This is a genomic window from Prosthecobacter dejongeii (assembly GCF_014203045.1).
Taxonomy (GTDB): Bacteria; Verrucomicrobiota; Verrucomicrobiia; order Verrucomicrobiales; family Verrucomicrobiaceae; genus Prosthecobacter; species Prosthecobacter dejongeii.
In genome coordinates this window covers 200,207-215,349 of sequence record NZ_JACHIF010000003.1, presented here as the reverse complement: position 1 = coordinate 215,349, position 15,143 = coordinate 200,207, and the positions used below count along the sequence as shown (strand labels likewise).

Below are 15,143 nucleotides of genomic sequence, written 5' to 3'. Positions count from 1 at the left end.
GTTTACCTGCCTGACTGCCCTTATCTTTTCCTGATATGAATCCTTTCTTTTACCGCAGCGGTCTTGTCCTGGTTTCACTGGCGCTGCTGTCGTGCGGGTCTGCCGCTTACCGCAGCAGCATCCGTAATTACAGCGATGCCTATGCGCGCGGGAGCGATGACCAGATGCTGCTGAACCTGGTGCGCCTGCGCCAGCACCAGCCTGCCCACTGGGTGCAGCCGGGGCCCATCACCACCTCGATGAACTTCGAGCGAGGCCTGAATGCAGGGTCCGCGCGCGGGGAGAGATCACTGGGGCTGGCGGGCAGTCTGGGGCTGAACCTGAAGGCGGATGAACGGCCCAGCTTCACCTACATCCCGCTGACCGGAAAGGAGTTTACGGATCGGATGATGGCACCCATTCCGCCGAAGGTCTTTATCACGCTGTTTGAGGAAGGCTGGCCGATTGACCGCCTGATGCGGCTGATGGTGGAGCGCATTGAACTGGGCAGTGGGAAGGGCGGGTTGACGATCTTGCCGAATGATCCCGGTAGTGGCCGATCCACGTACCTGACGTTTTTGAAGACCTGTGAGGTGGCGCGCATCCTGCAGCGTGAAGGGGCGCTGGATCTGGAGGTGCAGCGCCGTTTTTCACCCCTGGCGGCGGGCCATTCCAGCCCCCTGCAACCCAGCACGAATGATCTGATAAATGCGCGTGAAAAAGGCCTGATATGGCAGCAGCAGGGCACGGGCTGGGTGCTGGGAGAAATGCAGCAGCAGGCGGTCTTCCGGGTGCGTGAAGGGGCAGCAAAGACGGTGGCCCTAAGCAGCCTGAGGAGCCAGCCGGAATTCCAGTCGGCGGATGGTGAGGAGGCCATCTCCACCTTTCTCCAGATCGTGGAAAAGGGACTGAGCCTGAGGGCGGATGGTGGGACGGATGGCGGCTCTGGCGCGCGTGCGGAGCTGGTGGTACGCTCCTTTGGCGGAATCATGAGCGCGGTGGCGCAGGAAGAGCCTGCCTATGAAGGCATGAGCGATGCCCAACAAGCTGTTTTGAAAAGCGCAGTGCCCGCTGCGCAACAGGAACCCATCCTGCGACTGAGCTGGGCGGGGGTGCCTGCGGCGGACCTGCAAAAGCCCACGGTAAAGATCCACCTGGATGGGGAATCTTGGATGATCACCGATTATAAGCAGGGGGAGCAACGTTCGCGCAATCGGGATACCTTTCGTTTCCTGGTGGGGCTGTCGCACCTCGTCGCCTCGGATCTCGATAGCCTGAAGTTCCCTCAGACGTTGTTGATCCAGTGATGAGGGGTGAAGGGCGGTGTGGGGGCGGATGTGTGGCTGAATGCGTGCACGTTTCTCCCCTCCGGGAAACAGTGCGCAGCCAGGCCTGCCGCCTCCGCCCGCAGTGTGAGGCGGTAACGCCTGGCACCGATGATGATGAAAATAAGGGGCGAGTGCTGGAACCGCGCCTGACGAAGCGGCATGAACACGCTGCGCCAGCTTGAAAAGCCAGCGCCTCGCGGGTGGGGCGCCGGACATACCCCACCTACGATGGGGAGACGGCATGTGTCTTCAGAGCGCTTTAGGGGTCTCCGACGGTGAAGGTGACGGTGGCTTTTTCGGGGCCGCAGCGGACTTCGAGGTGGTGAGCGCCTCTGACCAGGGGCCAGGTGAGGGTTTGCCCAGGTGGGCTGGTGGCTAGGGGGGCGTGATTGAGCCACCACTCGAGAGGCTGCCCCTGAGCACCGATGGCGCGGAGTTCCAATTTTTGACGGCTGCGAGGGAGGTGAGGATCGATGATGAACTGGGCACCTTGCCGGGGGGAGACGATGTTTAGGGGTTCTCCGGCGCTGACGGCGGCACCGAGGTAATTGTGACTGCTGGCGCACCAGAGTTCATAGGTGCTGGGGAGGGTGAGCTGCGGTGGGCCATTGGGACGGGCCTGGTAGTAGCTGTCGGCATCGGCTTCAGGCTCGGTGCCGGGGAGGAACCATTCCTGGACGCGGGAGGGGCTGGCGGCGGTGGGGAGAAGGCCGGTGACGGCGCAGATTTCCCGGGGGCGGAGGGCGGCGGATTCGACGAGTGGGGGGAGGCTGGGATCAAGCGTGAGGACTTGATTCATGATGTCACGCCAGAGGGGAGCAGGCCCGGTGACGGAGGCCAGCTCTCGCATGGGGGCCCCAGAAAAGTTGCCGATCCACACGCCGACACAGTGCTGGGCCGTGGCACCGAGGGTCCAGGCATCGCGAAAGCCGGAGCTGGTGCCGGTTTTGCAGGCAATGCGGCGGTTTTCAAAAGCGAGGGGGGTGAAGGGGCCGAAGGATTTTCTGCGAGCATCGTTGTCACTGAGAACATCGGCAAGGATGTCAGCGGCTGAGGGTGAGGCGATCACGCGATGGCGTGGGCTCTCGCCCTGGAGGCAAACGGGTTGGCTGAGGGTGCCGTGATTGGCAAAGGTGCCGAAGGCGGCGGTGACATCCAGCATGCGGACCTCTGCATTGCCCAAAATGAGGCCTGCGCCGTAGTCCTCCAGCCCTCGCGCCGTGTGGATGCCCGCATCATGCAGACCATTGAGAGCGGCCCTCGCGCCGACACGGGCCAAGGTAAGGACAGCAGGCACATTGAGAGAATTGGCCAAGGCCTCACGCATGCGCACGGGGCCCCAGAAACGCTGATCATAGTTTTTGGGGTCGTAGTCCACATACTCGGAGCGGATGGCATCTGGAGTATCTGGCAGCAGCGTGGCGGCAGTGATCAAACGACGATCCAGGGCCTGGAGATAAAGGAAGGGCTTGAGGATAGACCCCGCAGAGCGCGGCAGTGTCACCCCATTGATCTGTCCCTGGCCAGTCTTGGAAAGGGAGGCGCTAACCCAAGCACGAATGGCCCCTGTCTGGTGATTGAGCACCAGCACCGCCGCATCCCGTGCCTGATGAAGGGTGAGCCGCCGGAGGTGGCGGGCCACGATGGATTCCACCCGCGCTTGCAGGGATAAGTCGAGCGTGGTGCGCACCGTCCCTGCCAGGTGAGGGTGCTGGCGCTGGAGATGCTGGACGAAGTGGGACGCTAAAATCACCGTAGGCTGGCGCGGCAGGACGGTGGGAGGAGTGCGCCATTGCTCCCGCTCCGCAGCCGTGAGCACCCCGGCATCTTGCAGTCGGCCCAGGGCAAACTGGTAACGCTGGCCCGCCTCAGCAGGGTGCCTCCACGGGTTGTAGCGGGTGGGGGCACGCGGCAGAGCCGCCAGGAAAAGGGCCTCTGGGGCGGTGAGGCTGGCTGCACTTTTGCCAAAGTACTGGCGGGCCGCGGCCTCAGCCCCATGGAAGCGATTTCCATAACTGACTTGGTTAAGGTAGCGCGTGAGGATCTGCTCCTTGGTCCACTCCCGCTCCAGCCGCAGGGCAGCCAGGGCCTCGCGCAGTTTACGCCCCCAGGTGCGCGGCTGCGGGGGCTGGGAGTTTTTGATCAACTGCTGAGTTAAAGTGGAAGCGCCCGCCATGATGCGCCCGCTGCGGAGATTGCGGAAAAAGGCGATGCCAATGGCGGGCACATCAATGCCGCTGTGCTGGTAAAACCGCCGATCCTCTAGCCCGATGGTGGCGCGTATGAGCCATGGGCTGAGGGCACCTGCCGAGACGGGAAATTGCAGCCGGGCCTCCCTGCCAGGCAGCTCTGCCATCACGGTCCCGTGGCAGTCCAGCACGACGGGGGTGCTGACTAGGCTGGACTGCAAAGAAGGCGGCAGGGGAGCGGTGCGAATGGCGATTTCCAAAGCGCCCCCCAGCCCAAGGACGCCTAGAAAAACGATACCTAGCCTAACCAAGAGTTTTTTAAAACCCTGTTTTTTACTCCTGGGCAGCGAGGACTTTCGCATCGGCGGTCGAGGCGTTTATGCGTTGATCATACAGCAGCGAGGCCTGGGCGGCAGGCCAAGAAAAGGTGCCATTCCCCACCACCTGAGTGAGCACGGTGTAGGTGCTTTCACCTGCGGGCAGGGAGTCAAAGACCACCCGCACGCGATGGCTGCTGTGATCAGCATGGCTGAGCTTGGCCTCACGCGGATTTTCGGGGAGGGAGAAGGCTTTGCGCACGGAGGGCAGGTCAGGGTTGAGCGACTCCAGCGCAGCAGGCAGTTCTTCTTCGATCACGACGAAGTTCTGAGGTTTGTCACACTGAATGCGGTAGGTCAGCAGGACAAAATCTCCGAGCCGCAGCGGGGCCTCCGTGGAGCCTTTTCGGTCTGGAGCTTTGTGCGTGTAAACCTCACGTGTGAGGGCCAGTCCAGACTGGGCGATGGGCTCAGGGCTGGCGGCACGGTAGGAGGCACGCAGCAGCCAGGAAGTGGGCACCTGGAAGGCCAGCGGTTTTTGAAACAGCGAAGGCAGCGTGTTCACAGGACGGCGCAGCCAACCGAGGGTGACGCCATTGGCGGAAGTGATGTAGTCATCCCGACCGAGATCCTGAGCACTCAAGGGTGCAGGCTGCTCGAGCTTTAAAAACGCGGAGGCGGCCAGCAGTCTCCAGATGTTCTCCTGGGCCAGTACTTGGCGATCATCCACCACCAGAGACTGGAGTGCCTGGTCTGCGGTGAGGCGTGCGGCTTCCCCCACTTCCTGGCCAGCCAGGGTGCTTAAGGTCAGCAGTCGGATCGCGGCTGCACGCTGCGGCGTGGTAAGGGTGGTGGAGTCCAGCCCACGGGGCAGTGCGTAGCCTTTGATCTCTGCCAGCAGGGTGTTCATTTCCTCCTGGGTGAGCAGCAAAGGCATTTTTTCATCGGAGTCCTCAGGACGTTCCTGGAGTACGTGAACGGCCATGGCCAAAAAGCAGCGTCCTTCCAGCCCCAGGTCTTCTTCACGGTGGGTGAAAAGGCTGCGCACCACGGCGGCTAGGCCTTGGAGTGAGTAAGGGTTGTAGGAATCGGGAGCATAGGCTTCTGCTAGCAGGGCCAGTGACCGGACAAAGGGCGTGGCGGCAGCTTGGTCCCCAGCACGGTAGTTGGGGTTCAAAGCGCCCTTGCGCCAGTAGCTGAGCTTGGTGGCGAGGCGCTCAGACCAAAGGGAGGCTGTGTCTTCACCCGTTTCTTCGCGATTTTTGGTCAATTGCACAGCGAGCGTCACTAATGCGGTGACGGGATCATTGGGCTCGCCCGAGTTGGGGAAGCGGGGAAACCAGCCGCTTTCTTCGTCTGGGATGATGGATTTTTCCAGGGTGGCTACAGCATCTGCGGCATCCGTGGTGGCCTGTTGGCGCAGCCAAGAGGGGACGGGCTCGGGCTCATCTCCTGGCGGTGGCAGCACGGTGTCTGGGCTGTCAGGGACCCAGGGCAGGTAAGCACCCAGTTCAGGCACCAGCAGTGGGGTGAAAGCCTCGGCAGCCAGATCGGGCAAGAGCACGTTTTTGCTGCGCACGCGTTTGCCAGGGGAGAAGGTGACCAGGTGCGGCAGCCACTGGGTGCCAGAGAGCATCACATCCACCACACTGCCCGCTTCCTGGGACCAGGCGGGCCTAGTACTAGCGGCCACGTCCCAGGCGGTGCCCGTGGGCAAGTCCCCGGTGACGATCTCCGTCCGCTCAGCATAGCGCGGCAGCAGGCTCAGCGTGATGGCGGTGCCGTCTGAAAGCGCGGAGGCATCCGTCGCGATGCCTTTGAAAATGAGGCGCAGGGAGCTGCCAACCCCCGCTTCCCCCACACGCAGTTTTGCACTGGCGACCTGGGTTTTCCCTTGAGTCAGGGTGAACTGCTGCTGCCCACCTTCCAGCAAGGTGGCGTTGCCTTCCACTTCGATGCTATAGTTCACAGGCAGGCTGGCTTGGGCCTCTTGGGTGAGCTGGCAGCGCAGTTCCAGTTCATCCCCTTCCCGGACAAATTGAGGCAGGGTGGGCTCCACCCGAAGTGGGTTGCTCACCTTAACGCTGGTCTCTCCGATGCCCACCTGCGAAGTGGCGGTGTGAGCCAGGGCGGAGATGCGGTAGCTCGTCAGGGTATCTGGGGCCTCAAAGGCATAGGCAGCCCGGCCTGCGGCATCTGTGCGCACCCGCACCTGCCAGAGCGGCCGTGGCTTTTCGTTTTCTCTTAGAATGACGGTGGGGACGAGCGTCTTTTCTCTTCCTGAGCCTAGGATGAAGCCTTTCTCAAACTGGGAAAGCGAGGCTACCTGCGCTTCAGACCACTGCGCCCCGAGGGCCACATTCATGCGCACGTTGTGCATCCGCTCTGGGTAGAGGCTGGGGGTGGGATCTGGCAGCTTCCAGTTTCCGAGGGACAGGATGCTCTCATCGATGGCGAAGACGAGGACATCCGCATTCGGGACGGGCTGCCCAGCGCTCTGGACTAAAACGTGACCTGTCACCTGCTCCCGCACTCGCACATTCGGCACATCCAGTTTCGGCGTCACCGTCAGTTGTACTTCGGGGTCCATCACCTTCACGGGACAGATGGCAAAACGCTCCGCAGGCTTTCCTGATTCATCCGGCTGGCCCATCAGGTGGAGGCGGATAAACGCATTGGGGAAATACTCTTTCCGAATCGGCACCTCAATCTCGGCGGAGGTGCCTTTCATTTGGAAAAGAGGCAGGGTCTCCAATAAATCATCCGTCTCCACGGAAACACGAATCGCCCCAGGAAAGGCGGTGCGGACTTGGATCTTGGCCGTGCTACCGACAGTGACGGGGTCTTTTTCCAGCACGGCTTCAAAGGTGGTATCATTGGTTAGGACGAGATCCGTCTGCTCCTGCACGCCATGCAAAAACGTGCTCACGGGCACGGCTTGGGGATTGTTGACCGGGGTCGCACAGACCACGTAGTCACCTGGCTCAGCCGCAGGTAAAACACCATCAAAAGGGAGCCGCACTTTCTGCTTCCACACGCTGCGGAATTCCGGCACGTTGCGGTACTTCATCACATGTTCAGACACACGTTCATGAACGGTATTGATGGTGCGGCGGTACATTTCCAGATCCGCCTCGCCCCCGCTGCCTTGCTTGCCTTCGGCATTGATGGTGGTCAAAAGGATGGGCACACCAGGCTCCCCGAGAGCCCGCTTCGGCGAATAGATAGCCAGTGCCTGCGGGGCAAACTGGATGTGCTGCGTGGCCGCGGCACGCCGGGACTGCCCAGCCTCCGTCTTCACATCCACCGTCCAAAAGACCTGCGCGCGGTGACTGCGGCCCAAGTTAGGAAAAGGACACTCAGACACCAGGACCAACTCCCCTGTTTCATTCAGTTTTTGCTCGCCCCGCACCGGGTGAGAGGCTGGCACGGCAGGCCCCCGCGTGAAATTGGCAGAGCCTAACTTCATGGTTTCAAAGACGCCTTCCAGGCCTTGCTGACTGGCCGCAGGGGAGAACCGATCCGCAAAGGCATAGTCAGACCAAAATTCCGCATAGGAATACTCATCTTCGTAGTCCAGCTTGAAGACAGATTCCAGGGAATCTCCAGCGGGAGTGAAGTTATTCAGCTCGCCGGGCCCAGCGGGCTCTGCTTCGTCGAAATTCATCTCCGGGCCAGACTCGGGCAGCCAGTCCTGCATCACCCACTCCGCCGTCCAGGTGACGGTGGCATCGCGGTTGGCACTGCCATGGAAAAAGTGGGACGTGAGGCGGGCCTCGGCACGGGTGCCGGTCATGGTTTCAGCCTTTAAATCAGCCGAAAAAGTCGGCGGGCGAAACTCGGTGATGCCCGCTTCAGCAACGGCGAGTTGGTCGCCCTCGTCCTGCATCAATTTAAAGGTGACCCAACTAGAAGTTTGGTCTTTGGGGATCTTCCACATGGCGCTGCCACCCCCGGAGGAGGAAAGCGTCAACGGCAGTTCCTCGACATCTTCTTGCTCTTCGCCTGCGCCGAGGCTGACCTGTATTTTATAGCGGCTTCCTGGTTCTGGCAGGGTCAAGCCCCCATCGCCACGTTCCCGCACCAGAGCGTAGATTTGCACTTCCTCGCCCGGTTCATACAGGTCTCCATTGGTGACCAGCAGGCATTGAGCTTCCCCCTCCGTGGAGAACTGGTGATCTTCAACCGTGGAGTAGTCACCTTGCTGAAAACACCAGCCCGAGGCATTGCCTGCGGCCAAGAGGTAAGGGTCATTGTCCTGGCCTTGGAGTTTTTGAAAACGGGCCATGCCATCCGCCTCGGTGACTGCTTCATCCATCAATTGCCCCTCTTCCGAGAAAGCCTGCACCGTGATGCCTGACACACCAGCCCCGCCTGCCAAGGAGGAAAGGCGCACGGCCCGGTCCTCTCCCGTGGCGATGAAATTCATGTACCAGTCAGACAGAGAAATGAGCGTGCGGTTGCCACACAGGCGGCCATCCACGCCACTGCCTTCCACCTCCAGCAGGTACAGCCCCGCCACCTGGGAGCCCGCGGTGGGCTTCCAGCGGATGTTCCTTGCCACTTCTTCTTCACCGGGGGCTGCGGGCAATTGATCCGTCGCGGCCACGCGGAGCTCCAGCGCCTGGATGAGAGAATCGGTGAGGGTAAACTTCAGGCTGCCGTCACGAGGATCTAACTGCGGGATGCCTTGATCATCCAAGACTGGTGCGGCAAATTCGCGCAGCCGTTTGCGGACTTCCGTCAGCTTTTCCAACGGCACCTCCGCCAGCTTCCATGTCAGTGCTTGCGTGCGGCAGTGAGAGAGAGACACATCCACGCCCGCGCTGTAGCGCTGAGCCAGGAAATCGCTGGGCATGATGATGCTGGGCCGTCGTTCGGGGATGGTGACCGTCCACTGTTTCGCCTCATGGGTTTTGAATCCGCTTTTGGATTCTATGCCCGGCTCCACCTGGATGACATAGTTGATCCCCTGTCGAAAATCGCCCTTCAACACGGCGATCTTGCGCTCCGCTTTGACCGTCAGTCCCGCCACTTCAGGGGTCACTTTGAAATGCTTGGCATCGAGTTGGCGGGCATCCAGCGACTGATTAAAAAAGACCCGGGCGTAAGACCCCTCTCGGGGCTGATTGTATCCCCGGGCGAATTTGCTGAGCAAAGGCTGGCACTGCCCTGCGGGGTAAACGCGCAGATACTGCGTTTGGTAATCCCCGCGCGCTGCCTGCAGCCGCTCCACCACGAGCCAGTAATTTCTGCCAGCGGTCAGTTCCTTGCGCGGTTGGACGAAGATCAAACCTTGAGGTTTACCCGTCTGCCACTCTTCCAGGCAGGCGATGACGGCGTGTCGCTCACCAGACTCGGCATCAATGAAGGCCACACGCTCGGCAACGTCCGCGGGCAAGACATCGCGGCTGAATTCCAGCCGGGCACGTGGTCGGGCGGAAAGGTGGTTCGTTTGACTCAGTTCCTCCACCTCCATTTGATTGGCATCAAAAAGTCGGACGCTGACGATACCAAAGTCCTCTGAGGCCAGCTCAGCCCCCCAGCCTTGGGGATTGACGGCATGTCCCTCCACATCCTGCAAGCCGCTGCGCAACGTCAGTCGGTAGGCCACTTCAGGGATGCCATAACCCGTCTGGATGACCCCACGTCTCGGGCTCAGCCACCTGAAGGTGTGATCTGGGGAAGGATCAATGACGACAGGAGACGGGATCTCACGGGCAGCGGAGGCAGACTCTTCATCCTCCGCAGCATCCTCCGCCTCGATGAGGTCATTCTGCACCATATCCACAGGGAACGTGATGTAGATTTTCTTTTTCAGCAGCCCCTGGGTTTGGGATAGCTGGATGCCGCCTGCATCCGGGATCAAGGGTGGCAATGGTCCAGTATCCACGCCGGAGGAAGAAACGGAGTCCGCAGGTTTACAGCCTGCCAGGGCCAGCAGACACACCAGTGCGCAGGAGCGAAAGATGAAAGGGATCATAGAAAAAAGTCAGTCAGAGGGGCTTCACTAATTGCGCAGTTTCATCGCGGCCTGGTCGTCCAGCTCCGCCTCAGCTTCTTTACCCAGCTTTCGGAGGTAGCGCGCTCGCAGCTCGTGGTAGTAGGGTCGCGGCAGTCTCTGCACTATCTCTGTGATGGTGCGCACAGCGGCCTCCGCCTGCCCCAGACCGAACTCGGCCTCGGCCTTGATCTCGATGTGGTCAATGTACTTGGTCTTGAGCGCCTGCATCGCTGTGGCCTCCTTCAAAGCATCTTCAAAACGCCCCAACCGCAGCAGGTGCTTCGCACGCCAGTAGTGAGCGAGGTGATTGTCCGGCTCGATCTTTAAAGCCGCTTCCGCATCGGCAAGACCGAGGTTCCCTTGAGCAAATTGAAACCAGCCGGATGAGCGCTGGAGCAGGACCGCCGCATTGTTCGCATCCGCCATCAGCACCTTGTCGGCGATGAATTGGTTCATGAGATTAGTCCAAGAACGTGCCATCCATTCTTCCCACTGTTGACTGTTAAAATAGAAAGACTTGAGCGAGATGATTTTGCTGCCCGCAGGCACGCTCCTACCGCCACGGATCAAGCTGGCGACACGGATGAAATCAATGGCCGTGGATCGACCATTGGTGAGCTTATTCGCCATGTCCAGATCACTCAGAGCTTCAGGATATTGCTCTGCTGTCAACAGGATGCGGGCTCGCGCCAGCCAGAGTTCCGGCACGGATTTTCCCCGGCTATCAGAGAGATTTTCCGAAGCTGTTGCCAGAGCCTTTCGGTGGGTGAGCAGGCGTGCCAGTGGTGGCCCCAGTTCGAGCACTTCCGGCAGGTCCGGCGCGGCTAGCTTGGCCTCTTCAAAATCTTTTTCGGCGAGGTCCAGTTTGAATAATCGCAGGCGTGCTTTTGCCCGGCGGATTTTGGCCAAAACATGGTCCTCCCAGGCCCAACTGGTATTGATGATGTTTTCCACCTCGGTCCACATCTCCTTCTCCACGTAGTAGCTGGAGATGCGATCCAGCAGTCGGCGCTTGATCTCATCTTCAAGCCCCGGCGTGCGCAGGTAGCTCGTCCAGGTAGTGATGGCTGTGGCTTGATTGCCATTTTTCCATTGCCACTGAGCTTCCAGATCCAGCACTTCATTTTTGGGCAAGCCATGGCGGCTCCATTCGCCAAACAGGCGTTGGATCTCGGCCTGCTGCTTCTCCTTGTTCATCAAGCCTGAATCATCGTAAATCCGCGCCAGCACCTCCGCTGCAAAAGCCCGTGGGTAATCCGGGTCCAGCTTCTGCAAGCGGCGTGAAATCTCCAATACATCCAGCGCTGGAAAATTGGCCGTCGGTGAAGAGGGGAAATTTCCATCTTCTTCATCTTCGCTGAACTCCTCATCTTCGGGGATCTGTTCTTGCCCAGATGAAGGTGTGGCCAGTTTGGGCCAGGCACGTTCAGTGAGGGCTGCGACAGCTAGATCCAACTGCTTTTTCAGGTCTTCTTTTTCACTCAGCTTGGCCAAGTTATCCGTCAGGGTCTGATCCACCGATTGCAGGTGCCTCATCGCGAGGGCAGCTCCCGTGCCCAGAACTGCGACGGTGGCAGCAGCCCAGATGAAACGCTGCGTGCGCCGCCGCTGAGCCGAGGCCACGGAAGCTTTGACAAACGCTTGCTCGACCGAGTCCAGGTCATCCAGATCCGCCAGAAGTTCCTGAGCCTCCTTGAGCCGCGCCCCTCGATCCCACAAGAAATCGCGGGCGCGTTTCCTTTCCAGCCAGTCCATGGCCGAGGTGGCCGCGCGTGAGCGAAGAACCAAAAAGGTGCGGTTCAGAGCGATGGCATCGGCCAGATCCTTCCACTTACGAAACAGGGCTTCATGGGTGACGAAGATCACTGGCTGCTTGTCCACCCCAGCGGTTTTCGTGAGCAAACGCCCCTCCACCAAAGCGGCGATGAGATCCCCCAGCTCCGCCTTAGCCCCCGTAAAAATGGCCAGGGGCGTGATGCGCCGCAGGGCTGGTTCATCCTTGTCCCGGCCCAGAGTGACGAGTGTGCGGGCTAGGTGTTTCAGCGGATTTTGCACCGCCGGATGGTTCTTTAAATAGTGGGCGTAGATCTCCTCCGCCCGTGATTTCACCGCGCCCTCCAGTCCTCCCAGTTCATCCAGGCAGGCATGGGTCATGGTGGGGACGCCGCCCACCAGCTCACGTCGGGCATACAGCTCTCGTAAAACGAAGCTCAGCAGCGGTAGGCCATCCGGTGCGTGCCTGGCCTCCGCCAGCAGGCGGCTCTCTAGCCGCACTCCCGTGACGGGGTCTTCCTCAAAAGCCACTCCCGCAGCGCGTGCTGGCATGCGGATCATGAGGTCCATGTCCGCCTCCGTGGGTGCCAGCAGGGCATACTGCCCGCCCTGGGAAAGCTCCGCCAGCTCTGGCAGATCATCGGTTAGGCGACCGAGCTGGTCACTCCGGGTCGTGGCCACGACCCAGACGATGCCGGAACGCGCCAGGACATTGAGCGCCGCCGCAAAGGCTTTTCTTTGTTCCCGTGGAAAGCGGCGATCATCCGAGAAAATTTGCTCAATCTGATCCACCAGCAAAACCAGCTTCGTAGGCGGCAGATCCGGCAGCGCCTCACGCGACTGTACTTCCTGAGCCGTGAGGACAAGGGCGGAATTGATGCTGGGCACCATCCCCTCAGGGTTCTGCTCCAGCCTCAGGGCCAAAGCCTTCACATCACCTGTATCCCGGCGCAGCGTGGGGAGCGAACGCGCGCCCTGTAGGGCAGCGGCCAGGGCCTCCAGCAGACTGTCATTGGTGGACCCCGGCGTCAAGGTCGCCACGCCCCAGCAAGCCACCCCTTCCACCACACAACTCAGGTGCGTCATCGTCGGGATGACACCCGCCCGCAAAAGCGAGGATTTACCACTGCCGCTGGCCCCGTGGACAAGCGTGAAAGCCCTGCCAGCAGCCGCTTGATTCCGCATGGTGGTGAGGACGTCTTCAATCGCCTGAGACCGACCAAAGAAGATCTTGGCATCTTCAAAATCATACGCCTGCAAACCGCGAAACGGATTCTCCCCATGGTAGCTAGGCGCTGGCATCACCACCGGGCTATCCGCTGGATTTTTGGCGATGTAACCGTGGATCAACGCCCGCAGAGGTTTCTCTAGCTTGGCTTCAAATTGCCCCAGAGCCCGGTATTCATTGATCGCCGCTTTAAAGCTCGCATCTTCGTCAAAGAACCACCGCTGAATGAAGTCATTCAGGGCGGAAAGTTGACGTCCACGTTTAGCACTCTCCACCGGATCGTTCACGGGCATCGCCACTTCCTGCGTACGCCGATACACGAGGATGTCGGGGCTCTGCCGTTCCAGGTACGAATTGACAGCCGTCTCAATCTCAAAAGCTGTGCCGGAAGGATACTGCTCCCCGTTAGGCCGACGAAATTTCTTGCTCAGCATGGTGCCTAAGCGGGACCAGAGAATGCAAATCACCACATTAAAATCCGCCGTGAGAGGGATGTTCTCAGGGTCATTAAAACTGGCCGTGGCCCGCATCGGCTCATGCTCCCAGAAAAAGGGCTCGATGATGACCCGTCCCGAATACTCCAGTTTCAGCCTTTCGATGATGCGCTCCGCGCAGACACGCTCCATCGTCACATCACCAGGCGAAGAAACAAAAATGCGTATTTTTATCATGCTAAGACATGTAGATTAACGGTTTTCGCCTTCCAAAATGATTATATTAATTCACCTAGCCAGCGATGGTTAGGAATTTTCGTTTGGATGCAAGGAAAAACGGGCACTGGCAGGTGTTTGTGTCGCTTTTTGGGATCGTTCGTCCGGGGAGATGGGCGCGGGGGCCTTGGAGAAATGAACGAGGAATGAAAATGCCGCCGGCCCATCGCCCATCCTCTTTTACCTACACCCCGTCAGCTATCGGAAGGGTCCACTTTCTGGGGGCGTCGGTGATTAAGTGATACAGCAAATCACAGAAAGGATTTCCGGATAGAGCAGAGGGAGGCTGTTTTTTTCGGCTGAGTCATGACATGATTGAGCGCTTGGCAGATGCGCTCTTCAAATTCTTGGCCAGTGCGGGCAATCCAGTCCGCGAAGAAGTCCGATTTGAGCCTTAACCACAGTCGCTCAATGGGATTGAAGTCCGGGCTGTATGGCGGTAAAACAGCACTTCGAAATGGTGCCAACGCAGACTTTTGACCTTGTGCCAGGACGCATTGTCAAGCACCAGCACCCAGCTCACCCCTTCCTTCAAAGGCACGCTTTTGGCCAGCTCATCCAGAAGCGGCAAAGACCACTTGCACGGCACCCGCAGGTTGAAACCCAGATCATGGAGATAGCGGATGACGGTGTTATAGCTGAGCTCCACCTGGAGCTGTTCTATGAGCCAGCCATGCACTTTGACTCCCGTCCAGTGCTCCATGGCCACCTGGACGTCTTTCAGGCTGGCGTTGTCACCATTGGGTCTGACTTCAACCAGGTTCAAGGGTCTCCCCAAACCACACTCCGGCACAGCACTTTGTTCAAATCACAGATGCCGGGCATAATATAAAAAATTTGTTGTAAAACATTGATTTTCAATGAATTAAAACACCTTTTTGTGGATTTGCTGGCGTGACATCATGCATTGATCGCTTGATATCTATTTCCGAGGTCATCATCCTAGCAACCGCCTCTGCCCGCCGGACCAGGAACGTGCCGCAGGGTAAGGAGCCATCTTGGCATGAAATCGAATAAGCGGCTACTCCATCGCGTAGCCCTGAGAATCAAGCATTTAGGTGGTTTTCACGAGGAGGATCAAGGTCAAAAGGACGCAAAAGCATGCACTGATTGCCTGGCATCTTTTTCTAAGGCAGGCGTGTTTGAGATGACAGTGAAGGCCTCAGAAAAGGTGGAGGTCTCGGCAACGGAATTATCCAACGTGCGCAATGCCCTGATTGAGGCGAAGAATGGGAATGATGATGTGGCCTTTGCGAAGGCAGTGGCGGATTTTGATACCGCGCTAAAAAAGCTCGGGGTGGCCCAGGAGGCTCTGGAGAAAGTGAAAGCCCATGTGTGGGATAAAGGCTGGGGTGGCTCCTGGAGTGTGGATACCACTTGGAACGAGAGTGGCGAGAAGCACTGACTGCCTGGCATCTTTTTTCCAGCAGTGCGGCCTGGCAGCGGGCCAGCTTCCGTGACTTCTCGTGGACTTGCACAACTCGTGGCAGCCATTGTCGTAACAGGTCCACCGCGCCTTTAGAGTTGATGCGCCTAGCTCTTGCTGGTGCTGACTGGCGCTCTCCAAGATCAGGGCGCGGAGCAGTTGTAGGCCGGTGTGTGCAAATCCATTTGG

General features: G+C 59.4%; 7 protein-coding genes. 2 read left to right on the top strand and 5 right to left on the bottom strand.

What is annotated here, in order from left to right; translation table 11 throughout:
* The first annotated feature begins 35 nt into the window (after positions 1-35).
* Positions 36-1,286: a hypothetical protein gene (locus HNQ64_RS08790; protein ID WP_184207604.1), complete on the top strand. Its 1,251-nt coding sequence runs from the start codon at positions 36-38 to the stop codon at positions 1,284-1,286.
* Positions 1,287-1,566: 280 nt separating this feature from the next.
* On the opposite strand, the gene pbpC is transcribed toward HNQ64_RS08790, so the two are convergent.
* The 5 genes from pbpC to HNQ64_RS08765 all read right to left on the bottom strand — a co-directional run bounded on the left by pbpC (position 1,567) and on the right by HNQ64_RS08765 (position 14,294).
* The gene (pbpC, locus tag HNQ64_RS08785) at positions 1,567-3,858 is read right to left on the bottom strand and encodes a penicillin-binding protein 1C (protein ID WP_184207602.1); all 2,292 of its coding nucleotides are present in this window, start codon (positions 3,856-3,858) and stop codon (positions 1,567-1,569) included.
* Positions 3,830-9,796, bottom strand: a complete 5,967-nt coding sequence (locus HNQ64_RS08780; RefSeq protein WP_184207600.1) for an alpha-2-macroglobulin family protein — start codon at positions 9,794-9,796, stop codon at positions 3,830-3,832. The genes pbpC and HNQ64_RS08780 overlap by 29 nt, the downstream gene beginning before the upstream one ends.
* Positions 9,797-9,823: 27 nt before the next feature.
* Positions 9,824-13,489: an ATP-binding protein gene (locus HNQ64_RS08775; RefSeq protein ID WP_184207598.1), complete on the bottom strand. Its 3,666-nt coding sequence runs from the start codon at positions 13,487-13,489 to the stop codon at positions 9,824-9,826.
* Between the two features lie 290 nt (positions 13,490-13,779).
* Positions 13,780-13,995, bottom strand: coding sequence for a transposase (locus tag HNQ64_RS24460; RefSeq protein ID WP_184207596.1), 216 nt, complete (start codon positions 13,993-13,995; stop codon positions 13,780-13,782).
* Positions 13,923-14,294 carry a winged helix-turn-helix domain-containing protein gene (locus HNQ64_RS08765; protein WP_184207594.1) on the bottom strand — a complete coding sequence of 124 codons (372 nt, stop codon included), beginning with the start codon at positions 14,292-14,294 and terminating at the stop codon, positions 13,923-13,925. Before HNQ64_RS08765 ends, HNQ64_RS24460 begins: the two co-directional genes overlap by 73 nt.
* Positions 14,295-14,675: 381 nt before the next feature.
* Between HNQ64_RS08765 and HNQ64_RS08760 the strand changes: the two genes are divergently transcribed.
* Positions 14,676-14,933: a hypothetical protein gene (locus HNQ64_RS08760; protein ID WP_184207592.1), complete on the top strand. Its 258-nt coding sequence runs from the start codon at positions 14,676-14,678 to the stop codon at positions 14,931-14,933.
* Positions 14,934-15,143 lie beyond the last annotated feature (210 nt).

Coding starts and splice junctions, on each gene's coding strand:
- HNQ64_RS08775 (WP_184207598.1), bottom strand. CDS start 13,489: ATGATAAAAATACGCATTTTTGTTTCTTCGCCTGGTGATGTGACGATG.
- HNQ64_RS08790 (WP_184207604.1), top strand. CDS start 36: ATGAATCCTTTCTTTTACCGCAGCGGTCTTGTCCTGGTTTCACTGGCG.
- pbpC (WP_184207602.1), bottom strand. CDS start 3,858: ATGCGAAAGTCCTCGCTGCCCAGGAGTAAAAAACAGGGTTTTAAAAAA.
- HNQ64_RS08780 (WP_184207600.1), bottom strand. CDS start 9,796: ATGATCCCTTTCATCTTTCGCTCCTGCGCACTGGTGTGTCTGCTGGCC.
- HNQ64_RS08760 (WP_184207592.1), top strand. CDS start 14,676: ATGACAGTGAAGGCCTCAGAAAAGGTGGAGGTCTCGGCAACGGAATTA.